20 protein-coding genes, 1 pseudogene and 1 riboswitch are annotated in these 24,986 nt (G+C 71.7%); of the genes and pseudogenes, 8 read left to right on the forward strand and 13 right to left on the reverse strand.

Translation table 11 applies throughout. The annotated features are described in order from the left end of the window. Positions 1–111: 111 nt before the first annotated feature. The 6 genes from QP089_RS26155 (at position 112) to QP089_RS26180 (ending at position 3,999) form a co-directional block, all read left to right on the forward strand. Positions 112–459, forward strand: a complete 348-nt coding sequence (locus tag QP089_RS26155) for a hypothetical protein (protein ID WP_285914769.1) — start codon at positions 112–114, stop codon at positions 457–459. Between the two features lie 3 nt (positions 460–462). Next, positions 463–687 (forward strand): hypothetical protein, encoded by a 225-nt coding sequence (locus QP089_RS26160; RefSeq protein WP_285914770.1) that lies wholly within the window; start codon positions 463–465, stop codon positions 685–687. 149 nt (positions 688–836) lie between these two features. After that, positions 837–1,568: a DUF2637 domain-containing protein gene (locus QP089_RS26165; protein ID WP_353070621.1), complete on the forward strand. Its 732-nt coding sequence runs from the start codon at positions 837–839 to the stop codon at positions 1,566–1,568. Positions 1,569–1,588: 20 nt separating this feature from the next. Then, positions 1,589–1,783, forward strand: coding sequence for a hypothetical protein (locus tag QP089_RS26170; RefSeq protein ID WP_285914772.1), 195 nt, complete (start codon positions 1,589–1,591; stop codon positions 1,781–1,783). A gap of 51 nt (positions 1,784–1,834) precedes the next feature. Beyond that, positions 1,835–2,167, forward strand: coding sequence for a hypothetical protein (locus QP089_RS26175; protein WP_285914773.1), 333 nt, complete (start codon positions 1,835–1,837; stop codon positions 2,165–2,167). An 11-nt stretch (positions 2,168–2,178) separates the two neighbouring features. Beyond that, positions 2,179–3,999, forward strand: a complete 1,821-nt coding sequence (locus QP089_RS26180; protein WP_285914775.1) for an FtsK/SpoIIIE domain-containing protein — start codon at positions 2,179–2,181, stop codon at positions 3,997–3,999. Between the two features lie 318 nt (positions 4,000–4,317). Here QP089_RS26180 and QP089_RS26185 read toward each other — a convergent pair whose 3' ends face one another. After that, the gene (locus QP089_RS26185; protein WP_285914777.1) at positions 4,318–5,817 is read right to left on the reverse strand and encodes a recombinase family protein; all 1,500 of its coding nucleotides are present in this window, start codon (positions 5,815–5,817) and stop codon (positions 4,318–4,320) included. 30 nt (positions 5,818–5,847) lie between these two features. Here QP089_RS26185 and QP089_RS26190 point away from each other — a divergent pair. Next, positions 5,848–6,285, forward strand: a pseudogene (locus tag QP089_RS26190) (TrmH family RNA methyltransferase); the annotation flags it as partial. A gap of 389 nt (positions 6,286–6,674) precedes the next feature. Here QP089_RS26190 and QP089_RS26195 read toward each other — a convergent pair. The 4 genes from QP089_RS26195 to QP089_RS26210 form a co-directional block, all read right to left on the reverse strand. Beyond that, the gene (locus tag QP089_RS26195; protein WP_285914779.1) at positions 6,675–7,565 is read right to left on the reverse strand and encodes a hypothetical protein; all 891 of its coding nucleotides are present in this window, start codon (positions 7,563–7,565) and stop codon (positions 6,675–6,677) included. Between the two features lie 273 nt (positions 7,566–7,838). Next, the gene (locus tag QP089_RS26200) at positions 7,839–8,207 is read right to left on the reverse strand and encodes a UCP033725 family protein (RefSeq protein WP_285914780.1); all 369 of its coding nucleotides are present in this window, start codon (positions 8,205–8,207) and stop codon (positions 7,839–7,841) included. Then, the gene (locus tag QP089_RS26205; RefSeq protein WP_285914781.1) at positions 8,204–11,974 is read right to left on the reverse strand and encodes an SseB family protein; all 3,771 of its coding nucleotides are present in this window, start codon (positions 11,972–11,974) and stop codon (positions 8,204–8,206) included. The genes QP089_RS26200 and QP089_RS26205 overlap by 4 nt, the downstream gene beginning before the upstream one ends. Positions 11,975–12,122: 148 nt before the next feature. After that, entirely contained in the window at positions 12,123–13,412 is a 1,290-nt protein-coding gene (locus QP089_RS26210) for an aminotransferase class V-fold PLP-dependent enzyme (protein WP_285914783.1), read from the reverse strand. Positions 13,413–13,456: 44 nt separating this feature from the next. Next, positions 13,457–13,573: riboswitch (SAM riboswitch) on the reverse strand. Between the two features lie 50 nt (positions 13,574–13,623). Between QP089_RS26210 and QP089_RS26215 the strand changes: the two genes are divergently transcribed. Continuing rightward, a complete protein-coding gene (locus tag QP089_RS26215; RefSeq protein WP_285914786.1) occupies positions 13,624–14,004 on the forward strand; it encodes a DUF8711 family protein in 381 nt (126 codons plus the stop codon). A 66-nt stretch (positions 14,005–14,070) separates the two neighbouring features. Here QP089_RS26215 and QP089_RS26220 read toward each other — a convergent pair whose 3' ends face one another. From QP089_RS26220 to QP089_RS26255, 8 genes are all read right to left on the reverse strand, one after another. Next, complete coding sequence (locus tag QP089_RS26220; RefSeq protein WP_285914789.1) at positions 14,071–16,821, reverse strand: transglycosylase domain-containing protein; 2,751 nt, start codon at positions 16,819–16,821, stop codon at positions 14,071–14,073. A 263-nt stretch (positions 16,822–17,084) separates the two neighbouring features. Beyond that, positions 17,085–18,221, reverse strand: a complete 1,137-nt coding sequence (locus QP089_RS26225; RefSeq protein WP_285914792.1) for an FKBP-type peptidyl-prolyl cis-trans isomerase — start codon at positions 18,219–18,221, stop codon at positions 17,085–17,087. A gap of 187 nt (positions 18,222–18,408) precedes the next feature. Further along, positions 18,409–19,053: a class I SAM-dependent DNA methyltransferase gene (locus tag QP089_RS26230; RefSeq protein WP_285914794.1), complete on the reverse strand. Its 645-nt coding sequence runs from the start codon at positions 19,051–19,053 to the stop codon at positions 18,409–18,411. A gap of 9 nt (positions 19,054–19,062) precedes the next feature. Then, positions 19,063–19,836 carry a class I SAM-dependent methyltransferase gene (locus QP089_RS26235; RefSeq protein WP_285914795.1) on the reverse strand — a complete coding sequence of 258 codons (774 nt, stop codon included), beginning with the start codon at positions 19,834–19,836 and terminating at the stop codon, positions 19,063–19,065. 102 nt (positions 19,837–19,938) lie between these two features. After that, positions 19,939–20,937: a hypothetical protein gene (locus tag QP089_RS26240; RefSeq protein ID WP_285914797.1), complete on the reverse strand. Its 999-nt coding sequence runs from the start codon at positions 20,935–20,937 to the stop codon at positions 19,939–19,941. 167 nt (positions 20,938–21,104) lie between these two features. Then, positions 21,105–21,932, reverse strand: a complete 828-nt coding sequence (locus QP089_RS26245) for an SAM-dependent methyltransferase (protein ID WP_285914798.1) — start codon at positions 21,930–21,932, stop codon at positions 21,105–21,107. Continuing rightward, a complete protein-coding gene (locus tag QP089_RS26250) occupies positions 21,929–22,441 on the reverse strand; it encodes an ATP-binding protein (protein WP_285914801.1) in 513 nt (170 codons plus the stop codon). The genes QP089_RS26245 and QP089_RS26250 overlap by 4 nt, the downstream gene beginning before the upstream one ends. A 210-nt stretch (positions 22,442–22,651) precedes the next feature. Beyond that, a complete protein-coding gene (locus QP089_RS26255; RefSeq protein WP_285914803.1) occupies positions 22,652–24,883 on the reverse strand; it encodes a transcriptional regulator in 2,232 nt (743 codons plus the stop codon). Positions 24,884–24,986 lie beyond the last annotated feature (103 nt).

Consider the following 24,986-nt stretch of genomic DNA (forward strand, 5'->3'; position numbering starts at 1 on the left):
CTGGTCACGTAAAAGTGTGCGCGTACGTCTTGACGCACACAGGTGTGCGCGCACACTATGGAGACCGGACGCGCTCCCCGAGGGCGCGACGAACCGAAGGGAGTGATCTCCATGGCGTACGCGGACCCCGACCAGCGCCGGAAGCTCATCGACGGACTTCGCGCGCTGGCCACCTTCTTCGAATCCCACCCGGACGTGCCGGCGCCCCGATGGGCAGAGGTCTCCATCTTCGCCCGGGGCAGCGACGAGGCGATCAGGAGCGAGATCGACCACATCTCGTCCCTGATCGGCGCGGGTGCCAACGCCGAGAACTCGCCGCACGGCCACTACACGTCCAGAAGGACGTTCGGCCCCGTGACGTACAGCGCGATCGGCATCCTCAGCGCCGCGCGCGCCGACTACAACGCCCTGATGTCGTACGAAGGCGCCGTCATCGCGGACGCCTCGAAGGAGATGTGAGCGATGAACTCCGCGATCTTCATGCTCCTGCTCGCCGTGTTCCTCTCCGGCGCGGCCGTCGCCGTCTTCCTCTTCCTCCTCGTCGGCATCCACCTCGAAGAGCACCGGATGAGCCTGACGAGCGCATCGCGGTCGCGGACCACGACCTCAACGCGCCGGCTCCTCGGCGTGACCGTCCGGAACCAGACCCCGGACACGACGAACAAGCCCAACAGCCTTCAGAGGTGAACGTGCGCATTCCCAACGACGTCCGAGGACGTTCCTGCCCCTGTGGAGCCCGCATCGAGCCCGGAAGCCGGCGCTGTCACAAGTGCCGCTGCCGCTCTCGCTGGCGCCGCCGCAAGTCCCGCCACGACGGAATCTGAGAGGACGCTCGAATGCCCCGGACCGCAACCGACCTCAGTCCCGTACCGGCGGCCGTACCGAATACCGACACGGCTAAGGACGGTCCGGTACGGGACTGGTGGGTCCTGATCGGCATGACGATTGCGGCCGTGTCCGCAGCGGTCGCCAGCTTCGCCGGGCTCTACGGGCTGGCGACCGTTGCGGGCTGGCCCGTCCGGCTGGCGTGGCTCTTGCCGATCACCATCGACGCCTACGCCATGACGTCGGCGCGCGTGTGGCTGGCCAACTCCACCCGTTCGCGGGCGGCCCGCCGCTTCGCCCGGACGAACGCTCTGGGCGCGATCACGACGAGCATCGCCGGCAACGCGGCGTACCACGCGATCAGTACCGGCCTGCTCGACCTGTCATGGCCCATCGTCGTCATCGTCGGAGCCGTACCGGCCGCCGTCCTCGGACTCACCGCGCACCTTCACGCGCTGCGCGGCCGAGTCGAGACGGACCCCGTCAGGGAGGACGAGCCAAAGGACGGACCGTCACGCCGTCCCAAACGGCGGGTACGGCGGCGGCCGCCCCGCCGGACCGAGAACGAACTCATCAACGCGGCCCGGTTCGCCGATGCGGAGTACCGGAAGGCTCACGGCCGGCCGATCACGCGGGACGCGCTTCGAACCGCCCTGCGCATCAGCACGCCCCGCGCAACCGAACTCCGGCGGCAACTCAACGACCCCGACGTGCCCGAACCAGATGACTCCGACCACTCATAACGAACGGAGGTGATGCCCTTATGACCGTCTCTATCCCGCTCGTCCTGATCCTCGGCATCGTGGCTTGGGTGGCGTGGCGCTACATGGGCCTGCGCGTCTGGCACGCCGTCATCTGCCTGCTGTTCGGGTTCTTCCTGGCAGCGACCAACGCCGCACCTGAGATCCGTCACCTGGTGGTCGCCCTCGTCGAGTCGTTCGGAACCTCTCCGCACTGACGTCGTCCGCCAACTCGTCAACCGCACCCGACCCGAAGGAGGGGATGCCTAGTGACCAACGCCCCGTATCACCCGAAGATCGACCTCCAGGAGGCCACGACCCGCAGCCGCACCGCCCGCCGAATCGTCGCCCACAGCTTCCCCGACGAGCTTCCCGGCATCGTCCGCAAGACCGTCGAAACCGCGCTCGACTCCATCCCCGCCCTTGCCGCAGAGATCGTGCGCCTTAGCACCGAACTCCGAGACACGCGCATTCGCCGCGCGAACCTCGCTGCCGCCGCACGCGCCACGCTCGCCGCACACCACGACGGAGAGCCCGACCCGCTCGCGTTCCTGAGAGACGAACTCGAAGCTCAGGGCTATGCGGCAGAGGGGCGCGCATGAGGAACCGACAGATGAAGCGCCACGCACGCCGCATGCGTCGCAACGGCCTGCAACCCATGGTGGTCATCGACTCCAACGACCAGCTTCCCGACATCGTCGCCGTGGTGGTCGCCCGCGGCCTGTGGCGGTACCGGTCCGAACTGGCTCCGATCGCGCTCGCTCTCGCCGCGATGATCACGGCTCTCGTCCTCCATCGCACGCACCCCGGATGGTGGATCGGTCTCCTCATCGCCGCAACGGGCGTCTCGTCCCTCCTCGCGCTCGTCGGAGACCGCATCGGCCTCTCACTACGCGTCGAACGGCTCTACGCCGCAGCCGTGACGATGAGCGTCGGCACATGGGTTGCCGCAGCGACGGCCATCGGCGTGACGTGCCGGCCGCTCCCGCAAATCCTCCTCGTCGCCACACCCGTTCTCGCCGTGCCCTGGTGGGCGCATCGTCGTCGGCGCGCTCGCGTCCGTGTCGAGCGCACCCTTGCGGCATGGCCGGACATCTCGAAGTCCGTAGGGCTGCCAGGATCACGCGTCATGTCCGCCATGGTCGACATGTGGGGCTGGCGCGCCCGGTTCGGGCTGGCGCGCGGACAGACGATCCAAGACGTGATCGGGAAGATTCCGGCGCTCGAATCGGCACTCGGCACGTTCCGGGGCGCCGTACGCATCTACCCGACGCGCGACGACAAGGCCAACCGCTTCGAGTTGCGGGTTCTCAACATCGACCCGCACGCCAACTCCATCCCATGGCCCGGACCGTCCGTCGCCACCATCACGGAGCCCATCGACCTCGGACCTTTCGAGGACGCATCGCCCGCCCGCGTTCTGCTTCTACGCCGTCACACCCTCATCGGAGGAATCGCAGGATCGGGCAAGAGCGGCGGCATCAACGTCCTCATGGGCAATCTGTCCGCGTGCCGAGATGTGGTGATCTGGGCCATCGACCTCAAGCGCGGTATGGAGTTGCAGCCGTGGGCACCCTGCATCGATCGACTCGCCACCACGCCGCAACAAGCCTGCGCGCTACTGCGAGACGCCGTCGCGATCCTGGAGGCGCGTGCAGACTTCCTCACCTCGACGGGACGGCGGGTGTGGGAGCCGTCCGCACGCATGCCCGCACTGGTGATCATCATCGACGAGTACGCAGAGCTGGCCGATGACGCGCCGGAAGCCGCGACGTTCACTGACTCGATCGCGCGCCGTGGGCGGGCCGTCGCGGTAACGCTCGTAGCCGCTACCCAACGTCCCACTCAGAAGGCCATGGGCAAGGGCGCGGTGCGCTCTCAGATGGACGTCCGCATGAGCTTTCGCGTCCGGGAGCGCAAGGACGTCGACCTCATCCTTGGACAGGGGATGCTCAGCGCCGGCTGGCACGCGCACACCCTCAACGCGCCCGGCAAGTTCCTCCTGTCCGCACCCGAGCACGACATCCCTCGTCGGGCTCGCGCGTTCCTGCTCAGCGACCAGGCCGTGAGTGACGCCGTGAGGGGGCACGCGCATAACCGCCCCACCCTCGACGAGGTTTCTCGGCGAGCACCCGAAGAGGCTGTGACCCTCGTGAGCCCGGACGCGCCGGAGAGAGGCGTAGAGCGTCTCCTCGACGAGCCGGAGGTGCTCGACGGCTCAGCGGACGAGGAGAGCCCGGAAGCGGCTCTCTGGGCCATGCTGGTGGCCGCGCCCGATGAGGGGGTACCTGTGCCGCTTCTCATCCAGGCAAGCGGCAAGAGCCGGCGGTGGGTCTACTACCAACTCAACGGGCTGGCCGAGTCGGGGCGCGCAATCCAGGTGACTCGGGGTCGCTGGCGCGCGGTCACGCCGGAGACTGGCGACTCTCCGTAGTCGTGCACAGATGTTGTGCAAGTGCACTCCCGCCCGCGTCTGCACGTATAGGACGCGCTTGCACATTGCACGTGCACAGACCTGACCCGGTTCTCGGACACGCAGTGTGAGGGAGGTGAGGCCAGACGGGGAGACGGACGACGGGGCCCGCACCCACCGAACGGGAGTGTTGGGATGAGTTCTGGAAGGTAGCCGCTCATGTGCTCGCCAATGTCGAACGCAGGCGGCGCGATCGGGAGACACGACCACGAGACGACGCCAGGCGTTGAGACTGCCCCCGGCCGATGGATCACGGCCGGGGGCAGTTGCGTTCTCGGATCACTCATCAGCCCAGCGCGGCACGATGCGCGCCTTCTCGGGGTTCGCCCACGTGCCCGGTTGGATCTCGATCCTCTTGACGACCCTCGTGAGCATCTCGTGGCGCTCCTGCGGAGTCGCGTCGTCCCAGAGGTCGGCAAGGGTCGTGAACATGGATCGGTAATCCACGTCGAGTTCCTTGGCTTCCGCTCTGGCCGTGCGTTCGGTCGTCTCTGCCGCTGCCAGTGCCTCGTCTATCTCGGCCTTCTTCTCGTTGTAGTCCTCGCGCTCGATGTCCCCGTCTGTGTGGAGGTCGACGAGACGCTTGCGCTTCGCCTTCAGACGCTTGATCTCGGCGCGCGCCGCTTCGAGGTTCGTCGTCGCCGTACGCGCAGCGATCTCACGGCGCGCGTCCGCCTCGATCGTCTCTCCGCCTTGCGCCTTCTCAAGGACCCACTCAAGAACCTTGGCCTCAAGCCGGGAGTTGCTGGCGACGGCGCCCGGACAGGACTTGGACTCCTGGCGCTTCCGGCATCGCCAGACGTGATACTGCCGCGCTCCGTTGCGAGCACTGATCATCGTCGTTTCACATTCCTTGCAGACGACAAGGCCGGACAAGGTGTGGGCGACCGTGCGGAGACGTGGCGTCTTCCGGGCGTTAGCGATCCGCTTGTCTCGGTACTGCTCCCAGAGGTCCGCCGAGATGATCGCGTCGTGCGCTCCTTCGCGCCAGACGTCGAACCCTGCGATCGTGCGGCCGTTCGTTGCGGCATCGGGCGGTGTGGAGCGTTCGCGGATGAGGCCGGCCGCGAACCCCGTATCCATGAGCCGACCGAGAGCGGTGGGGGTGAAGATGTTTCCGCGCGTCGATCGATGACCGTTGGCGTTGAGGTCGAACACCAGCGACCGCATGGATTCGCCGTTCACGAACCTCTCGTAACAGGACTTGAGGACGGGCGCGGTTTCGGGGTCGATGACGTAGCGCGGCGCCTTGCCCTTCTCCTTCACGTACTCGTAGCCGAAGCGCGGGGCGGTCGTGTGGGGGAGACCGAGACGGCGCCGGCGGGAGTGCGCCTCACGCCAGCTCTCCGCCATCTGGTTGGACTGGAGTTCCGCAATGGCGAGCATCTGGTCACGGGTGAACTTGCCGACGCTCGTCGTCGTGTCGAAGTCCTCTGTGACCGCGATGACCTGTCCGCCCGCCTGTTCCACCTCGGAGAGGTAGAGGCGTGACTGTAGGAGGTTGCGTCCCCAGCGGGACCACTTCCACAGGAGGACGGTGTTCCAGCGTCCCTCCTTGATGCCCTCGACGATGTAGTTCACCGACCGGCGAGCGAAGTCTCGTCCGGACAGGTCGAGATCCTCGACGCGCTCAACGATCGGGATGTCGTGGCGCGCGGCGTAGGTCTCTTGCTCGTGCGCCTGAAGTTCGGGGCTGACCATCTCTTCGCGTTTGGTGGACACTCGCGTGTAGGCGACCGCCACGACGGGGGAGTCGTCGGCGCGCTTGGAAGGGGGCATCCCGCTCACCTGCTCCGATCGGTGTGTCGTTTAGTGCAGTCTACGAACGTCGGCGCGATCTTCCGCTGCGCGGCCGCCCTCGGTGTCGACGCCGCCGTCCTCGCGCCCCGCTGCGCCGACCCGCTCTACCGCCGCTCGGTCAAGGTCTCGATGGGCGCGGTGTTCGCCCTCCCGTACGCCCGCATGACCGACTGGCGCGACGGCCTCGCCGGGCTGCGCGCCCACGGCTTCCAGATCCTCGCCCTCACCCCGTCCTCGGACGCGCTCCCGCTGGACTCCGTCCCGCCCGCCGGCCGCCGCGCCCTCCTCCTCGGTTCCGAAGGCGACGGCCTCTCCTCCCGCTGGCTCGACGAGGCCGACCACCGCGTCCGCATCCCCATGAACGACACGGCCCTGTCCCGCGGCGTCGACTCCCTCAACGTCACTGCAGCCGCCGCCATTGCCTGCTACACCCTCCTCCGCGCATAGACCCCGCCCCTATTACTCCGTGGTCAAGATGGCTATATCTCATCCTCTGTCCGATTTCGGTCCATTTGGAGAAGCCCAGAGACGGGATCGCCGCCGCTCGAACGACCGGCCAGGTAATGATCAGCCGCGCCCGGTACTAACTCGTCATCAAGCCCGCGAGCAAGGCGAACACCCGCACCGCGTGCACGGCCACGGCCAGGGCGATATCGCGACCGGGCGGGTTCTCTGTCAGCGTTTCTCGCCCTCTATTTGCTGCGGCTCCGTCGGCTGTGCGGAAGGCAGGAGAACGCCCGGATGGAACTAGGGGCTGACATGCAATCCCGGCGAAGTGGAACGCGGCGGGTTGCGGGTGCAGTCAGAATGGCGTAAGAGGCGGGTCCCGGTCTCTCCTACTTGCCGAACATGCCGCGGCGGGTGCGGCGGTGCACGCCCTTCGCGCGGTGCGCGGCGGCCGCCGCGCCGGCGGGCGCGCGGCGCTTCCCGAGCCGGAGCTGGGTGAGCAGCACCGCGATCGCCACCATCAGCGCCGCCAGCCACGCGACCTGCGTGCTCGCGACCCGCTCGAAGGTGAGGTCCTGCGCGACGGGCGCCTTGTTCCCGCGCAGCCTGCTGTTCGGCGTCACCGACACCGTGGTCGGGGCGACCGACGGGGTGGGGGCCGCAATCGGCGGCAAGGCCACTTGGGGATTCTTCGACGCGAACGACGAGTTCGGTGTCGGCAGCACGCTGCCGCCCACGGACCCGGCCTCAGCGGCGGAGGCCCCGGACGTCCCACCGCTGGAGCCACTGCCACCGGAACCGCTCCCGCTGCCGCTGCCACCGGACGAGCCGTGGTTGCTCCCGGACGACGACGATGACGACGGCGACGGTGAGGCGCTCTTGGAAGGGGACGGCGACTTCGACGGCTTCTTCGTCGGCGACTTGGTGGGCGTCTTCGTCGGCGACGGACTCGGCACCACGAGCTTGAACGTCACGGCTCTCGACACGGCCTCGATGTCGGTCGCATCGACGGTGATGGTGAAGGTGAGCGTTCCCGACTTCTTGATGGACTTGGGGACGGTCACGGTCGACTCGATCAGTCCGCGGTGACCTTCCGCCAGCTCGCCCACGGTGCAGCCGGCCGAGGTGTAGGGCGCCGCGCAGTCGCCGCCGACCGTGGCCTTGGGCGACGTCGTGATGCCGACGACCTTGATGCCCGACACGGTGCCGCCGTCCGCGACGATGTGCGTCCGCACCTGGACGGTGCCGCCTGGGCGCACGCTGTCCGAGAGGGCGCTCACGTCCATCGCGAGCGTTCCCGGAGTCGGCGTCGGGGACGCGGAGTCCGACTTCGACGGCGTCGGCGTCACATCGGCGGAGGCGGATGCGCCTCCGGCGGCGAGGACGGCCGCTGCGCCGAGCCCAACAAAGATCGGTTTAACCGCCGGTCGGCAGTACACCGCCCCAGCACCTCCGTCGCATCGCCTTTGAGCGCCTGTGCCCGCTGTACCCGGGAGATCGTCCCAGGAATCATGCCAACACGGATCAACGGGCCAAAGCAACCCCGTGGACGTTCACATGACTTCCTCTCGGACGTCCTCTACCTCGGCGCTCGGCGCCCACGCCTGCCAGACGCCCTGGTCAATGCGCTCGAGGCCGAGGGATTCGGCCACCGGGGCCCGCCCGCCGACATATTCGACGCGCAGCCAGGTCTCGTGCTCGCCGACGATGACGAACCGCTCGCCGCGCCACCGGCATGTCGTGCGGACGTACCGGAGCTCCTCGACCTCGGAGGCCGGGACGATCCGCCGGAACCGGCCGGGGCGCAGCTCCTCGAAACCGTCGGTCGGCCCCGGCGTGTACAGCCGGATCTCGCCGTCGGCGCCCGGCGCGGCCTCGAAATCGCGGCCGAGCCAGCGCGCCACGTAGCCGTCCCTGATCACTGCGCGGCCCCCGTCCGCCCGTCCGTGCCGTCGGGGCCGGTGGTCGCGTCGGGCCGCAGCCACGCGAGCCGGTCGGGGTCGTACATCGCGACGAACCTCTCCGAACGATCCGTGCCCAGGTAGTACATCTCCGCGCCGTAGGGGAGCCGGACGCTGTCCACCTTGTACTCGCGGATGGAGCCGGCGCTTCCCGGCGCGAACCCGCCGCCGACGAACGGGGGCCGCTCGATCACCCATCCGGCCTCGCCCCACGCGGCCATCTCCTCGGCGTCGCGCCCGCCGAACGGGATGCGGTACAGCTCCGGGCAGTACGCGGGCCACCGGATCACGTAGACGCCGTCGTCGGCGGGGGAGAAGGACGTGCCCTCGTAGAGCAGGCCCAGCGCCTCGTACAGCTGGACGGGCGTCTGCAGTTCCGCGACGTCGCCCGTGGGGTGCACGAATCCGCCGACGCGGTCGTAGCCCTGCTCCAGATACCAGCCCACGTGTCCGTGCGGGACGACCTTCTGCATGATGGTCGGCTGCGACACGCGGTCGTCGAGGTCGTCGGTCCGCGGCGCGGGCGCGGCCGTCACGTCCTGCACCGTGAGGTCCGCGGCGGGCTCCCGCGGCGGCGGAGGCGCGGGGACCTGCGGGCGCGCCTGGACGAGCCCGACGCGCACGGCCCACTCGCTCAGCGCCCGTACCTGGTCGCCGCGCAGGGACGCGCCGATCCGCGTCCCCGGGTTGAGCAGCAGAGCCCAGTCCTCGCGCGGCCACGCGCCGATCAGCTCGCGGAAGTCGGCGTAGACGAACCGCGACTCCGGCAGCACCTCCCGCAGCCGGACGAGGGAGGTGAACACCCGGACGGCCGCGCCGTCCCGCAGCGCCGCGTCCCACCGGAACTCGCGCTGCACCGGGGTGACCTCGAGCGGCGCGTCCGGCGGGATCGGCACCAGCACGTTGGCGTTCAGCAGCACCCGCAGGAACGCGTCGGAGTCACCGCCGACCGCGGCTTCGTACAGCTCCTGATCGATCCGGTTGCCCGGCTCGAACACCGGCTCGGGCTCCTCGACGCTCCGCAGCCGCCGCTCCGGCCCGGCCGGGCCGGGCTCCTGGGCGTGCGGTGCGGGGGAGGCCGGGTCCGCGGCTCCGACGTCCGCCGGTCCGGTCCGCGCCCCGAGATCGGCGATCGCGTGGCCGCCGGTCACGGTGGACGCGTTCTCGCCGCTCGCAACGTCCTGCGCGGGCGGCACCGGCGCATCGCCCGCGCCGCCGTAGCCGCCGGTGTCGGGCGGGGTGTAGGTGTGCGGCCCGGTCGACTCGGCCGGCGTCCTGTGGCCGCCGTGTGCTCCGGTGTCGCCGGGAAGGGAAGCGCTGTAATCGGTGCGCTCGGTTGCTTCGGTTGGCGCGTCGGTGCTCGATGGACCAGCCGATGCACCCGTGGGGTACCCGCTGCCGCTGTTGGACGGCTCGTAGCCGGGCAGTCCCTGCGGGCCCGTGGTCTCCGGCGCGCCGACCCCGGCGTTTCCGCCCAAGGGCACCGAATCGGAGGCGGCAGGCGAAGACGTGCCGACGTCTCCGGGCGTGTGGGGCACCTGGGGTTGCGGACCGGTGTCGTGTGCGGCAGTGGGATCGGCGCTGCTCTCGTACGCGCTGACCTGTGGCTGCGGGCCTGTGGTGGTCGGCGGGACGGCCTGTGCGCTGGTGAGGTCGGCCGCGTCTTGACCGGGCGGCGGGCTGGTGGGCGGCGGCGTTCCGGCGTCCCCCGGCACGTGTGCGACTTGGGGCTGTGGGCCGGTGGTGTGCGAGCCTGGCGCAGCGGTGGGGTCGGCGCCGCTCTCGTACGCGGTGACCTGTGGCTGCGGGCCTGTGGTGGGCTGTGCGCTGGGCAGGTCGGATGCGTCTTGGCCGGGCAGGGCATGCGGTCCGCTGACGTCCGCCGGATCGGTGGCGGGCGGGAGCGTCGCGTCGTGGGGAGGTGCTGCGGCGTCTCCCAGCGCGTGGGGGACCTGGGGTTGCGGGCCGCCCAGTGCGGCGGTGGGGTCGGCGCCGCCCTCGTACGCGGTGACCTGGGGTTGCGGGCCTGTGGTGGTCGACGGGGTGGGGTGTGCGGCGGTCAGGTCGGCTGGGCCCTGCGGTGTGCCGGGGTCCGCCGGGCCGGGGAGCGGTGGCGGGGTTGCGGCGTCTCCCGGCGCGTGGGCGACCTGGGGTTGGGGGCCGGTGGTGTGCGGGCTGGGGTCGGCGCTGCTGTCGTATGCGCTGACTTGGGGAATCGGGCCGGTGTGGCGTGGTTCGGAGGGCGGGGCCGTGTCGGTGGACGGGACGGCCGGGGCCACCGGGACGGCGGGGTTCTCCGGAGGAGGGGGCGTCGAGGCGGACGGCGGGGTGGCGGCCTCCTCCGGCGCGGTGCGGGGCGGGCCGCTGAGGGCGCGGACCTGCTCGCCCGGCATCGTGGCGTCGATCGGGGTGCCGGGGTTGATGACGAGCGTCCAGCCGGGGTCGGGCCAGGCGGACACGACGTCCAGCAGGCTCGGCATCACGAAGCGGGACGAGCCGATGGCCTCGTTCATCCACTTCAGCGACGTGAAGAGCTGGACGGACGTGCGGCCGTGCACGGTGACGGGCCGCCAGGGGAAGTCGGGATCCGCCGGCGGGATGCCCCACGGGGTGTCGGGATCGGCGGGGACCAGGACCTGCGCGCCGAGCAGGATCTTGAAGAAGGCGTCGGTGTCGCGGCGGCGGGCGGCGTCGAACAGGCGCTGCTCGATGTCGTTCTGCGGCTCGAAGCGGTCGGTCATCCGGGCGGCGGCGCGCTGGTCGGCCCAGGTGGCGAGGCCGGGGAGCTGGGCGGCCATGACGGTGCCGCCGGCGGGGGAGCCGGAGTTGATGGCCAGCAGCCAGCCGTGGTCGGGCCAGTAGCGCAGCGCGACGGTGAACGGCAGCTTGATGTACTCGGTGCCGGTCCCGGCGGCGTGCGCGGCCTCGATGAGGCGTTCGGGCGAGGTGAAGACCGGGACGACGGTGTTGCCGTCGACCTCGCGGGTCCGCCACGGGAAGCCGGGGCGGCCGGGGCGGAGCGTGTAGTCGGTGTCGTCCGGGACGGGCAGCAGGATCTCGGTGTCCGCCATCGTCTGCAGGAACAGGTCGTGGTCGTTGTTCGCCGCGGCGCGCAGGAGCTCGCGCTCGACGTCGTTGGCGGGCCGGAACTCGGGACGGGACGGCTCGGGCGCCGCCTCGCGGGGCAGCTCCCGGTGCTGGCCCTGCAGCTCCTCCCAGGGCGACTCGTCCTGCGAGGACGGCGACGGCGACGGCGCCGGTTCCGGCACCGCGGCGGGCGGGATCCCGGGCCGGCCGACCCGGGGCGGGCGGCCGTCGCCGTCGGCGACCTGGCGGACGAACCAGGCGGGCATCCGCGCCTCGATCGGCAGCGGGGTGCCGCCGGGGTGGCCGGGGGCGTCGACGGCGAGCCACCAGCGGGCGTCCGGCCAGGTCTCGGCGAGGTCGCCGAAGCGCAGCGTCATGAAGTGCCGCCAGGACGGGCCGAGGCACGCGCGCATCGCCGCGGCGGAGGTGTAGGCGAGGACGTGCACGCGGCCGTCCTCCTCGCGGGTCGGCCACGCCGGCCGCGCCCGGCCGGCGAGGACGCCGTCGACGGCGTCGTCCGGGACGGGCACCACGAGCTCGCTGCCCGCGAGGACGCGGAAGTAGCCCTCCTGGTCCCCGGCCCGAACGCTCTCCTCCAGTCGGCGTTCCAGTTCCGACGTGGGTCGCCACGCGTCGGCCACCGCCGCCACCCCCTGTTTCGTCCGTGCTCGTCCCCGACCCGCCGGGTCCCGGTGGGAGCTCCGGCGGGAAGTAGCGCGACTGCCTACGCTACAGGGGCGAACAGGACCAAAGGCCATAAACGTCTGTGCTCGCGGGCGAGTCCGCAGGTCAGCGTGGTGCCAGTCGCGCCAGTGCGGTGCACAGCCGGTCGATGTGCTCCTCGGTGCTGCCGATCCCGAAACTCGCGCGGACCGCCGCCCCCTGCCCGCAGCCCGCGTCGCCGTGCTCGTCCAGCAGGTGCCGGACGAGCGGGTGCGCGCAGAACTTGCCGTCCCGCACGCCGATGCCGTGCTCCCCGGACAGCGTAAGCGCCACGTCGCGCGCGTTCCAGCCGGTCACGGTGAAAGACACGATCCCCACCCGCGGCGACCGGTCGCCCCACAGGGTGAGCTCGCGGACGTGGGGGAGCGCGGCGAGGCCGGCGCGCAGCCGGGCGAGGAGGCGCTCCTCGCGGGCGGCGAGGGCGTCCCAGCCGGCGGCGGTGAGCGCGTCGCAGGCGGCGGCGAGCGCGATGACGCCGAGCACGTTCGGGGTGCCGGCCTCGTGCCGCTGCTCGGCGGACGGCGCCCACCGCACGGTGTCGGCGACGGACGCGCTGGCGCCGCCGCCCTTGAGGTAGGGGTCGGCGGCGCGCAGCCAGTCGGCGCGTCCGGCCAGCACGCCGGCGCCGAACGGCGCGTACAGCTTGTGGCCGGAGAACGCGACGTAGTCCAGGCCGAGCGCGGTCATGTCGAGGGGCCGGTGCGGGACGAGCTGCGCGGCGTCCACCGCGATGCGGGCGCCGTGCCGCCGGGCGACCTGCGCCAGCTCGCGGATCGGCCACAGCTCGCCGGTGACGTTGGACGCGGCGGTGACGACGAGCAGCCGGGCGCCGACCGGGGACGCGGCGAGCGCGCGGTCGGCGGCGTCGATCGCCTCGGCGGGCGTGGCGGGGACGGGCAGCCGCACCGCGCGCCTCCACGGCAGCAGCGACGCGTGGTGCTCGGACTCGAACACCACGACGCTCGTCCCGGACGGGACGGCGTGCGCGAGCAGGTTCATCGCGTCGGTGGTGTTGCGGGTGAACACGACCGCGGCGCGCCGCCACGCGCCGAGGAACTCCCGCACGGTCTCCCGCGCGTTCTCGTACGCCTCGGTGGTGACCTGCGAGGCGTACCCGGCGCCGCGGTGGACGCTGCTGTAGTACGGCAGCGCGCGGGTGACGGCCTCGTGCACCGCCTCCAGGCACGGCGCGCTGGCGGCGTAGTCCAGGTTGGCGTACGGGACGCGGCGCCCGTCGTCCAGCGGGACGGGCGCGTCCGCGCCGATGACGCGCGGAATGCGAACTTCCGCCGGGGTGGCCGGCGTCTCAGCAGGCGTGAACGGGAAGCGGGACGGAGCGGGGGCGAGCGTGGGCATGCCGGTTCCTTCCGGGGTCAGGGACCCCGGGGACGCGCCCGCGGGATCCGCGCTTGCCGGGACGCGGTGGTGCGTCCGGCCCGGTCCTCACCCGGGGCACCCCATCGCGGACGAAGGGTTGCCGGCCAGCAAGCCGGGGCTTGGCGCTGGCGCTCATGACCTAGTGCGGAAGTATATGCGGGGCCTGTGGCAGATCAAGCGGGAGGGTGCGATGCGGTACGGGGTGGTTCGGGCGCTGGCCGGGGGCGTGGTGATGCTCGGCGTGTCCGGCCTGCTGGGCGCGTGCGGTGCGCTGGGGGGCGACTCCGGCCAGGTCTGCACCGACACGAAGAAGGCGTTCCAGCAGTACGTCACCCAGGTCAGGAGCGTGCCGGCGGCCGAGCCGGCGCAGTGGGGGCAGGCGACGCAGCGGCTCGCGACCCGCCTCGACGGGCTGGCGGGGAAGACCGGCGACGGGGCGCTGAAGAAGGCGCTGCGGAGCGAGGCGGGCCGGCTGCGCGCCGCCGCCGCGAGCGTGAGCACCGGGGACGCCGCGCAGCTCAGCGCCGTGATCAACGACACGCCCGCCCGCATCGGGAAGGCGTGCGACTAGCGGGCGACCGCCGGAGAGGACGAAGGCCCGGCGGGTCCACCGCCGGGCCTTCGCGGCTACGCGCCGCTAGTTGAACATCTGGCCGCCTCCGCCGCCGTCGCCGGTGCCGCCACCGCCTCCGCCGTCGTTGCCGCCTCCGTCGTTGCCGCCACCGCCACCGTTCCCACCGCCGTCGTTGCCGCCGCCGCCATTGCCACCGCCGTCACCGCCGCCGGGCAGCGACGGGATGATGGTCGGCAGGCCGGTGGACGGCTTCGGCCCCCTCGGCTCGTCCGTCCCGCCGGACGGGCGGTGCGACGGGCCCTCCGTGCGCGGCGGCTCGGTGGTCTGGCCGCCGCCGGTGGGCGGGCCGTCCCAGCCGCCGCCGGGCGTCTCGGACGGCGACCCGAACGACTCGGGGTCGTAGCCCTTGATGTCGACCGCGTCGGTCATGTACGACCGCCACATCTGGGTGGGCAGCTGCCCGCCGTAGGCGCCGTACCCGGGGATGTTCAGCGCCTTGTTGTCCTCGCGGAACATCGTCACGGTGGTCGCCATCTGCGGGATGAACCCGTTGAACCAGATCGCGCGGCCCTCGTCGGTGGTGCCGGTCTTGCCGGCGACGTCGCGGCCGTCGGGCAGCTGCGCGCCGGTGCCGGTGCCGCCCTGGACGACCTGCTGCATCGCGTACGTGGCGTCCCGCGCTACCTGGGTGCTGAACGCCCGCTGGCCCTTCTCGGCGAACTTGCGGGTCTGCCCCTCGTTGTCGGTGACGGACTTCACCACGTACGGCTTGCGGAACTGGCCCTCGTCGGCGAACGTCGCGTACACCCCGGCCTGCTGCACCGGGTGCAGCGACACGATGCCGAGCGGGAACGACGCCGCGGACCGCTGCGCGGCGGTCATCTGCGAGGAGGACACGCCGAGCTTCTCGGCCATCTCGGCGATCTTGTCGTTGCCGATGTCCTGGCCGAGGTTCACGTACGCGGTGTTGACCGAGTGCTCGGTCGCGGTGACGAGGTTGATGTTCCCGAAGTTCTCGCCGCTGTCGTTCTCGATGCGGTGGCCGCCGAAGTACTGCGGCGAGCTGCCGTCGTAGGTGTCGGACAGGGTCTTGCCGTCCTCCAGCGCGGCGGCCAGCGCGATCGGCTTGAAGCCCGACCCGACCTGGGCGGTGTCGTAGAACGCGCTGCTCGCGGCCTCGGTCAGGTAGTCGCGGCCGCCGTAGAACGCCAGCACCTGCCCGGTGGCCGGGTCGACCGACACCAGCCCGGTGCGGATCTTCTTGCTCATCCCGTCCGGGGTGTTGGCGTCGACGGCGCGCTTGGCCGCGTCCATCAGCCGCCGGTCGAACGTCGTGGTGATCTTCAGGCCGCTGCGGTTGATCTCGTCCTCGGTGTAGCCGCGCCGCTCCTCCAGCTCCTTCTTGGCCAGGTTGACCATGTAGCCCTTCTGGCCCTTGAGGACGTCGGTGATCTTCTCCTTGCCGGGCAGCGGGAACTTCATCGCCGCGGCGTCGGCGGGCGACAGCGCCCCGTCCCGGACCATGTTGTTCACCACGGCGCGCCAGCGCTGCTCGGCGTAGACGCGGTGCTGGCCGGTCGGGTCGGCGAAGTTGCTCGGCTGCTGGATCGCGGCGGCCAGGTACGCGGACTCGGCGGGGGTGAGGTCCTTGGCGTCCTTGCCGTAGTAGGCGTGCGCGGCCGCCTGCACGCCGTAGGCGTCGCGGCCGAAGTAGATGGTGTTGAGGTACTGCTCGAGGATCCAGCCCTTGGACTTCTCCCGGCCCACCTTCAGGGAGACCATGACCTCCTTGAGCTTGCGGGTGACCGAGCGCTCCTTGCCAATGCCACCGTAGTAGTTGCGGACCATCTGCTGGGTGATCGTGGAGCCGCCCTGGAGCTGCTCGCCGGTCGCGGTGGACCAGAACGCCCGCGCGGTGCCCTGGATCGACACGCCCGGGTCCTGGTAGAAGCTGCGGTTCTCGGCCGCGATGACCGCGTCGCGGGTGCTCTTGGGGATCCGGTCGAGGGTGACCGCGTCCCGGTTCATGCCGGTCTTGGCGATCAGCGTCTTGCCGTCGGAGTAGTAGAACGCCGGGCCCTGCGCGAGCGCCTGCTCCTGCGGGGACGGGACGGGGGTGAAGACGTAGGCGATCGCGAACGCGGCGACGAAGAACCCGAGGATGCCGAGCAGCGTGAACAGGATCCGGCGCAGGTACCGGACGCGCCGGCTGCGCTGCTTCTTCGGCCCCTTTCCGTTACCGCCGCCGCCACCGCCACCGCCACGGCCGCCGGAGTCGCCGCCGGGGCCGCGCCCCGGAGGCCCCCCTTGCCTGGTCGAAGCAGCCGGCATGGTCTTGGTATCTCCTGACGCGGAGTCGCTCACACCAGCGCCGGTGGAGCCGCCCGGAACGTCCCGCCCGGCGCGGGCGGTATCGGGGGAACCGCCCTTTTCGACCGGCGGGGATTGCGCGTCCGCGGCCGGGGATTGCGCCGTCGCGGCGCCGGCGGTGTCCGCCGTGCTCGCCTTGACGCCGTTCCGAGATATGTCGTCGTTCAGGGGTGATTTCGGGTTGGGGGCGGATTTTCCGGTGTTCACGGTGAGCGTCGCCGTCCGGGTCGCGGGGGCCTGCGCCGGTCCGTCCGTCCGGCCGGGCTCGGGGTCGCGGGCCTGGTCACGAGCCTGGTCACCGGCCTGGACGGCCTCGTCCGCCGGGTCGCGGCGCGGGGCGGCGGAGTCCCCTCCGCCCGCCGCAGCGGCCTTCGCCCCGTCGTGCCCGAGATCCTGCGCACCGCCCGGCGTGCCGTCTTCCTGACCTTTTTCCGTGCTGCTCACAAGCCCCCCGTGATTATTGCGTTACCGACGATACCTGAGGGGATCCATGCGTTGGGCCGCCCAATGCGCATCCTTGGCTTCCCGTTAGGAGGACGGCCGCCGGGTCCTCCGGGTTGTCGTGACGGATGTCGCAAAGCCCCTCCGGACGCCCGCGCGGTGCGTCCGGCGGCCCGCGCGGGGCATCCCGAACGCCGAGCGGCGGGGACCCAGGTCCGGGTGCCCGCCGCTCGTCTCCGCCGCGCGCCGTCAAGCGGCGCGCGCCCTCACTTCTGCGCCTTGGCGAGGATGTCCACCACGAACACCAGGGTGTCGGTGCCCTTGATCCCGGCCTGCGGGCTGCCCGCCTTGCCGTAGCCCTCGGCCGGCGGCAGGACCAGCAGCACGCGGCTGCCGACCTTCGCGCCGGTCAGGCCCTTGTCGAAGCCGGGGACGGTCTTGCCGGTGCCGATCGGGAACAGGGCCGGCTGGGCGTTCTTCCAGCTGGAGTCGAAGACCTTGCCGCCCTTCCAGATCTGCCCCTGGTAGTTGACGACGGCGTCGTCGCCCTTGGCCAGCGCCGGGCCGGTGCCCTGTACGAGCGTCTTGACCTGGAGCTTGGACGGCGCGTCCGCCTTCGGCATCGTCACCTTGGGCGCCTTGCCGGCCCCCTGGTCCTCGACCTTGGGCAGGTTCTTGTCGTCCAGCTTCTGCGGGGTGCCCTGCGGGCCGGCGTTCTTCTTCCCGACCGCCGCGACGTCCACGACGAACACCACCGAGTCGTTCTTGCCGAGGCCGAGCTGCGAGCCCTGGTCGCCGAAGCCCATCGACGGCGGGACCTCCACCAGCACCCGGCTGCCGGCCGTCTTGCCGACCAGGCCCTTGTCCAGCCCCTTGACGCCGCTCTTGCCGACGGTGAGCGCCTGCGGCCCCGACGAGCCGCTCTGCGACTGCTGCTCGTAGGAGGAGCCGATCTTCTTGCTGGTGCTCTTCTTCTTGGAGTCGTCGGCGTCGGTCTTCTTCGCCCACTGGTAGAAGGAGTACTGGACGAACATCGTGTCGCCGTCGGCGATCGCGGGCCCGCTCCCCTTGATCACGGTGCGCGTCTTCAGCGACTTGCTCGGCGCGAGCTTCTCCGGGATCTTCACCTTCGCCTCGGACCCGAACTTGCCGGACACCTCGATCTTCGGGCCGGGCCGGGTCACGTAGTAGGTGACGCCGCCCGCGATGGCCAGCACGGCCACCACGATCCCGGCGATCGTCGCGATCCGCCGCTTGCGGGCCTGGGCCGCGGTCAGCGCGGACGGCCGGTTCAGCCCGCTGCCGCGCCCGGCGCTGATGCCGTGCGGGGTGAACTCCGGGCTGCGGATGTTCTTGGCGTTAGGGATCTTCGCCTTGACCGCCGGCTTGTCATCCTCGGCCATGGTTCCTCACTCGCTCCGGGGTCGACGACATCACGAAAGTGACCACCCTTCCAGCACCGGCCTAAGAACAGCGTGAAAACCGCGCAAAGGAGGCCGACCCGCAATCTACCGGTCACTCGCCGTGGAAGAGCGCTCCTGGCAGGGGACGTGCCCTCGAGGGCACTCCCTTAGGGGACACAGTGACTCGTCAGGATACTGCCGCGGGGGCGCGGGCGAGCAAACGCCGCTTCCGGCCGCCCGGCACGTCGTCCTGCTCCAGGACCGCGAACCCGCCGGGGAGCAGCGACGCGGGCTCGCCCTCGCCGACGCACCAGTCCGCGGGCGGCGTGTCGCGGCCGGCCCGCGCCCGCGCGGTGAGCGCCTCCCAGGCCAGCAGCCCGCCCGGGGCGACGGCCGCGGCGGCCCGCCCGAACACGGCGCGGTCCCAGAAGCCGGTGCACAGGACGAGCGCGTACCGCGCCGCCCCGGGCCGCCACGCCCCGAGATCCTGCTGGACCAGCGTGATCAGGCCGTCCAGCCCGCGGCGGCGGGCCTGCGCGCCGAGCCTGCCGAGCGCCACCTCGGAGACGTCCACGGCCGTCACCCGCCGCCCCTCCCGCGCGGCCAGCAGCGCCGACCCCGACTGGCCGCACGCCAGGTCCAGGACGGGCCCGTCCGGCAGCGCCCCGCCCGGCGCCGCCTCCAGGGCCCGCACCGCCAGCGGATGCGGCGCGAACGACGGCTCCGGCGCGCTCTCGTACTTGGCATTCCACCGGAGCCGGTCGGGATGCCCGGCGAGCTCCGCCGGTACCCCGGCGCCGGGGCCCTCGTTCGCGTCCGTGCCGGAGTCCATGGGACGACCCTAGCGGCGCTCCGCGACCAGGAGCATGAACAGCGCGGTCGGGAAGCCCTCCCGCCACCACGGGTCGTCGCGCAGCTGCTCCGGCGTCGGATGCGGCTCGCGCAGGTCCGCGATGACGAAACCGTTGTCTCGGAGCGTTCCAGAGTAGAACTCCAGCGGACGCAGCCACGATGTGATCATCGAGGGCGACTCCAGGCCGTCCACCAGGAACCGCTGGTCGACCCCGCGCGAGGCGAAGTACCGCGCCGCGGGCACGCTCTCGGTCGCGCCGCGCTCGGAGTCCTCCACGTAGAAGCAGGGGTGCAGGGTCAGCGACACCATCCGCCCGCCGCTCTTCAGCACCCGCCCGAACTCGGCGATCGCGCCCGACGGGTCCTGCAGGTGGCTGAACAGGTGGTTGCAGACGACCAGGTCGAACGCGTCGTCCCCGGCGGGCAGCGCGTCGACGCTGGCCCGGGTGAACGACACCGAGCCCGCGCCGGCGCCCGCGGTGTCGGCGAGCTCCTCGGCGGCGTCGATCAGCCCCTGGCAGGCGTCCACGCCGACGACGTCGGCGCCCATCGACGCCAGCGTCCGCGCGATGTAGCCCTCTCCGCAGCCGGCGTCCAGCACCCGCAGGCCCTTGCACGGCCCGATCGCGTCCAGCAGGGCGGCGTCGGTGAGCTCGGTGCGGTACCGGTCGCGGCCCTCCCTGATCACCTTCACCCAGTAGTCCGCGTTGGCCTCCCACCGCTCCCGGGTGAGATTCGCGATGGCCTCCGCCGTCTCTTCCACCGGCTCCCCATTCTCCGGCCCGCTCACGGGCCTTTCACGTCAACGACCTGATGTGCGCGGCCACTGCCCGCGCGGGCACCCCCGAGAAAGCGCAGCGCCCGGCTATGGCATCCCTTTCAGCCGCCGGACCAGGGCGTTGCACGTCTCTTTGACCCTCCGGTCGCCGCAGTCGGCGGCGCGCAGTTCGAGCGCCCGCCTCAGCTCGGCGAGCCGCCCGCCGAAGGCGGGGTCGCGCCTCAGCGCGAGCGGGATGTACGTCGACGCCAGGTAGTACACGTAGGCGTCGCTGTAGCCGGCGATCTCCCGCAGCACCTCGCTGGCCGTGTTGCGCAGCGACAGGGCGCTCGGCAGGGTGAAGTCGGAGCTGATCCGGCCGTCGCGCATGTAGGTCGGGAACGACCATTCCTCGAGCGCGGCGTAGACCGGCGTCGCGTCCAGTTCCCTGCGGTACCGCTCGGCGAGGTCCAGGTCGTTGGAGCTGATCAGCGAGCCCATCACCACGCCGCGCATCATGAACGCGGTCTGCCGGCCCGGCACCTCGAAGCCGAGGTCGGCCTCCAGCTCGCCGGTCACCTTGCTGACCTGGTGGGTGAGGATGTTCAGGGCCAGGATCGAATGGAAGGAGTAGCTCTTGCGGTTCAGCCTGGGCGCCAGCTCCACCGACGACTCGAACAGCTTGCCGGGGTCGGCCAGCAGGCCGTGCCCGGGCTCGGTGGAGTAGAGCGCCTCCAGCGCCGTGTCGGGCTCGCGCCCCCAGAACCGGGCGATGAACGACGACGTCCGCTGGTTCGCCTCGCCCCGGACGATGTGCAGCCCCGCCTCCAGCGCGTTCAGCAGCAGCTGCCGGGGGACCGGGGACCGCTCGAGCGCGTCCAGGTCGACGGTGAGGCCTTCGGCGCCCAGATCGGCCACCAGCCCGTCCAGGCGCTTGCGGATCGCGTGCGCCTTGGAGTATTCGGCGATCCCCGGAATGGACGACATCAGGCTCTGCAGGGAGCGCCCGCTGACCCGGTCGAGCCATTCGGCGTTGTCCCAGAGCCGGAACACCGTGCTCTCGTCGAGTCCCGAGAACGCGGCCACGTCGGACATGTTCAGGCCCATGTCCCTGGTGATCTCAGAGAGAGACTTCGGCGCGCCGTCCGCTGTCATCACTCGCCCTAGAGCCGGCACTGGTCGACGCCCCGATCGTAGCGAAGGGCACGGCCGCGCGGACGGTTCGCACGGATATGCGGCCGCCTTGTGACTGAGGGTGGAGAGCATCGCGGCCGTCAGACCCGCTTGCGCCCGATGCAGCCGACGAGCGGCAGCGGGCCGTCCAGCCCCGCCGCGTCGGCGAGCGGCAGCGCCGCCGGATAGCGGCCCACCGGGTCCAGCGGCGCGCAGATCTCCGCGATCTCCTCGCGGCGGCGCGGCGTGAACGCCAGTCCGGCGCGCCGCGCCGTCTCCGCCAGCGCCTCCAGGGCCGGCGTCCGCTCGGTGTGGGTGACCACCATGTGGCTGCCGGGCGGCAGGCCGTCGAGCAGCGTCCGGACGATCCCGCGCGGGTCCTCCTCGTCGGTCACGAAGTCCAGCACGCCGAGCAGCAGCACCGCGACCGGCCGGCCGAAGTCGATCAGCCGGCGCAGCCCCGGATGGGCGAGCAGCGCCGCCGGGGCCCGCACGTCGCCGCCGAACGCGCCGGTGCCGCGGTCGACCGCCAGCAGCGCCCGCGCGTGCACGAGGACGAGCGGGTCGTTGTCGACGTAGGCGACGCGGCACGACGGCGCGGCCCGCCGCACCATGTCGCCGACGTTGCGCTCGGCGGGCAGCCCGCACCCGACGTCCACGAACTGCCGCAGTCCCGACTCGGCGAGCAGTCCCGCGGCGTACTCCAGGAAGCCCCTGTTCACCTGGGCGAGCCGCGCGACGACGGGCGCCCGGTCCAGGACCCGCTCCGCCATCTCCCGGTCGGCGGCGTAGTTGTCCTTGCCGCCGAGGTAGTAGTCGTACATGCGGGCGACGCTCGGAGCCTGGGCGGGGACCGCGGCGACGCCGCTCTCCTCGTCGCCGGTGAGCTCGGCCCACCGGCTCAGGCTCGGCAGCGGCCCGGGGATCACGGGCGCCTCCAGCGCTCCCCGACCGGCACCCCGAACCACGAGGTGCTCGTCCCGTTCCGGTTGCGGTGGGTGCCCTGGTCGGCGGCGAGCGCTTGCATCAGCAGCCGCCCCCGCCCGCCGCCGGGGAGCTGGTCGTCCGGCGGCCGGGGCGGGCCCGGCGGGAGGCCCCCGTCGGTGATCTCCACCCGGAGGTAGCGGTCCAGGTGCAGGACGGCGAGGGTCACGGTGCCGCCCGGCCGCGGCCGGGACCGCAGCACCGACTCGGTCATCGCCTCGCTGGTCAGCAGCTCCAGGTCGGCCAGCTCCTCGCGGCCGGCGCCGAAGCACTGGCCGACCAGCTCGCGTACGTAGGAGCGGGCGAGCCGGACGGCGGCGGGGGTGGCGGCGAGGTCGATCTCGCCGAGCAGCCGGCCGGCGGCCGTGCCGTTGCGGGCGGCGGTGGTGCCGAGTTCCAGGGAGGGCGGGGGTACCGGGACGAGCGCGCCCGTCCCCGCGTCTGTGGCGTTCATGGCAGCGACGGCTTCACGTCTCCGTGTCGGGCTGTAAGCGAACATGTGCTCTCGGCCTGTTGGAGTCGGGCGTGGACGTGGAACACGCGAGCGGGTCCGGCCTCCGAGCGCCGTGACGCCGCTCGCACGACAGCCACTCTGACGCGGGGAGCGGGGCCCAGTCACCGTCGCTTGCACGCGTGCAAGGGCCTTCCGGCACGCTGCGGAGCGTCACCGTCCGTCCAAGATCCGCCACATCGCGCCGGACGGCGCCCAGCCGGTGAACCGGCGTGCGCCCGGCGCCGTTGCGTCGTCCAGGCTCCCGCCCGTCAGGACGTGGCGGAGCCCCGCGAGCACCGGGTCGAGGCGGGCGGTGGTGTGGGGCGGCTGCCGGTCCAGCTCGTCCTGCATCCACGCGATGACGGACACCTGCTCCTTCAACCCGCACAGCGCGAGGAAGAAGACCGCCTGCCGCCACGCGTACGCGGCGTCCTTGACGGTCCCCAGCGGGCGCGGGTTCCCCTGCACCTGCTTGACGAGCCGGCAGGCGACCGCGAACGCGCGGCGCGCCAGGTCGTCCCAGCCGGGCGACGGGCTCACGCCGATGGGGTGGACGAGCGGAGCGAGGTTGTGGGACGTCAGGATCTGCGCCTGCTCGATGACCTTCCCGTTGGCGGCGACCCACGAGCGGCCCGCCAGGTCACCGGCCCGGGTACGGCACAGCTCGTCGAAGGCGTCGGACGTGCGCCCGCCGCCGTCCATCGTGCGTACGGCCGCGTAGTCGATCCCGTAGTAGCGCTCGTAGAGGGTGCCTTCCAGCACGTCCGCCGCGAGCTGCGCGGCACGCAGGTACTTGGTGGAGAACGTGCCCATGAAGATGTCCGCCGCCAGTTCCTCCACGAACGGCACCTGCAGGCCCGCGCGCTTGGTGAGGACGCTCAGCTCGCTGAGGAGCGGGTTCGGCAGGACGGTTCCCGGGAAGCCCTGCAGAGCGAGTTCACCGAGCTGGACGAGAACGGCGCGCGCCTCGCGCTGACCGGTGCCGTCCGTGCGGCGGTAGCGCTGCACGGCGCGCACCCATGGCAGCTCCTCCATCCGCACCTGGCTTTCCAGGTTGAGCAGGAGCAGGGTGCGGCGGTTACGGAACGCGGTGTACTGCGCCGCCATCAGGCGGCGTAGCGCGGGGTCCGGATAGGCGCGCGTGGTGGCCGCCGCGACGAGCTGGGGAGTGAGCTCCGCGAGCACCTCCGCCGACGGGACGATCCCGCGCTCGATGAGCGTCGGTACCGGCGCATGGAGGGCGTTCTTGACGATCTCGCACAGCCAGTCGGGGAGCGCGGTGCCGGCCTTGACGCCCGTACGGCGCGCCTCGTCCTCCGTAACGGGCGCCACGAACGGGTCGACGGACGGCACCCCGGAGTCCTGCGGGACGTCCGCGAGGCGCGCAAGCACGATCTGCGCGAGCGTGTGGTGCGCGGGCCGCGCGCCATCGGCCGCCTGCCGCTCGCGGAGCGCCGTGTGCTCCGCGGACCCGGGCAGGCCGCGCCTGGCGACCATCGAGTCGACGGCGTGCTGAAGCAGGCGCGGCACGCCCCGTCCCTCGAAAAGGCTCTCCAGGGACATCCGGAGAATGGCGAGGTTCTCCTTTGGGTTGCGGTGCTTGCCGCACAGGGTGTGGGTGCGGGCGAGCCGCCGGTACCGCGCCAGCAGTTCTGCGCCGCGCTCGCCCCATCCGTCGGGCAGCACCGCGAAGACCCGTCCGTCATGGACGGTCTCCAGCCAATGCTCCAGCAGTTCGTCGGCGAACGGGTTCCAGACCACGAGCGCTTCGTTCATCGCGGCGACGGCCTTGTTCGTCGGTTTGTTCTCGATGCGCCTGCGCACCTGCCCGACGGTCTGCCGGTGGACGAGCGATGCGTCGCCCACGGGAGTGCCGGGCCGGGGGGTGAAACGGAGCCGGTCCGCGAACGGGCCGATGGCGTCGAGGATCTCCAGCGCGCCCGCGCGGTCGCCCGCCCGCAGAAGCCAGGCGACGGTGAGCAGCGCGCCCTCTTCCGGAAGGGCGACCTCGTATTCGCCGCTGTCCAGCAGCGCGTAAAGCTCGTCGATGCCCTCGTCGGTCAGGTAATGCTGGAACAGCGAGCGCCGGTCGCACGCGATGCCGGCGCGGCGTGCAGCGTCCTGCTCGTGCGCAAGGAGCGGGCCGCTCGCGGCGGCGGTGCCGGTGGCGAAGCCGCCGCGCGCGACCTCCGGCGTCACCCATGCGGGAAGCCCTTTGACGGGCGTCCGGGAGCCGATGGACAGCGATCCGTCCGCCATTCCGGAGAGGACGCTCCTCCAGCGCTCCAACCGCTTTTCCGCCAGCCGGCGCGTCTCCGCGCTTTCGTGCGTCAGCGCGGTCACGAAAGCCTTGGACATCTGTCCCGCGGCGTAGCCGGGATTGGCCTGTACGTCCTCGTTCATAGCCAGCGTGGCGGGTTCCGCCCCCGCGCCCTTCGGGTCTGAAGCCCGATGCTCTACTGCTGAGCTACACGCTGTCGGGCCCCAGAGTAGGGAACGCCGTCAT

This window comes from Actinomadura opuntiae (assembly GCF_030283205.1).
Taxonomy (GTDB): domain Bacteria; phylum Actinomycetota; class Actinomycetes; order Streptosporangiales; family Streptosporangiaceae; genus Spirillospora.

Bases quoted from the DNA above. Each gene is read 5' to 3' on its own strand.
- QP089_RS26155 (WP_285914769.1), top strand. From the start codon at position 112: ATGGCGTACGCGGACCCCGACCAGCGCCGGAAGCTCATCGACGGACTT.
- QP089_RS26160 (WP_285914770.1), top strand. From the start codon at position 463: ATGAACTCCGCGATCTTCATGCTCCTGCTCGCCGTGTTCCTCTCCGGC.
- QP089_RS26165 (WP_353070621.1), top strand. From the start codon at position 837: ATGCCCCGGACCGCAACCGACCTCAGTCCCGTACCGGCGGCCGTACCG.
- QP089_RS26170 (WP_285914772.1), top strand. From the start codon at position 1,589: ATGACCGTCTCTATCCCGCTCGTCCTGATCCTCGGCATCGTGGCTTGG.
- QP089_RS26180 (WP_285914775.1), top strand. From the start codon at position 2,179: ATGAAGCGCCACGCACGCCGCATGCGTCGCAACGGCCTGCAACCCATG.
- QP089_RS26185 (WP_285914777.1), bottom strand. From the start codon at position 5,817: ATGCCCCCTTCCAAGCGCGCCGACGACTCCCCCGTCGTGGCGGTCGCC.
- QP089_RS26210 (WP_285914783.1), bottom strand. From the start codon at position 13,412: ATGCCCACGCTCGCCCCCGCTCCGTCCCGCTTCCCGTTCACGCCTGCT.
- QP089_RS26215 (WP_285914786.1), top strand. From the start codon at position 13,624: ATGCGGTACGGGGTGGTTCGGGCGCTGGCCGGGGGCGTGGTGATGCTC.
- QP089_RS26225 (WP_285914792.1), bottom strand. From the start codon at position 18,221: ATGGCCGAGGATGACAAGCCGGCGGTCAAGGCGAAGATCCCTAACGCC.
- QP089_RS26230 (WP_285914794.1), bottom strand. From the start codon at position 19,053: ATGGACTCCGGCACGGACGCGAACGAGGGCCCCGGCGCCGGGGTACCG.
- QP089_RS26240 (WP_285914797.1), bottom strand. From the start codon at position 20,937: ATGGGCCTGAACATGTCCGACGTGGCCGCGTTCTCGGGACTCGACGAG.
- QP089_RS26250 (WP_285914801.1), bottom strand. From the start codon at position 22,441: ATGAACGCCACAGACGCGGGGACGGGCGCGCTCGTCCCGGTACCCCCG.
- QP089_RS26255 (WP_285914803.1), bottom strand. From the start codon at position 24,883: ATGAACGAGGACGTACAGGCCAATCCCGGCTACGCCGCGGGACAGATG.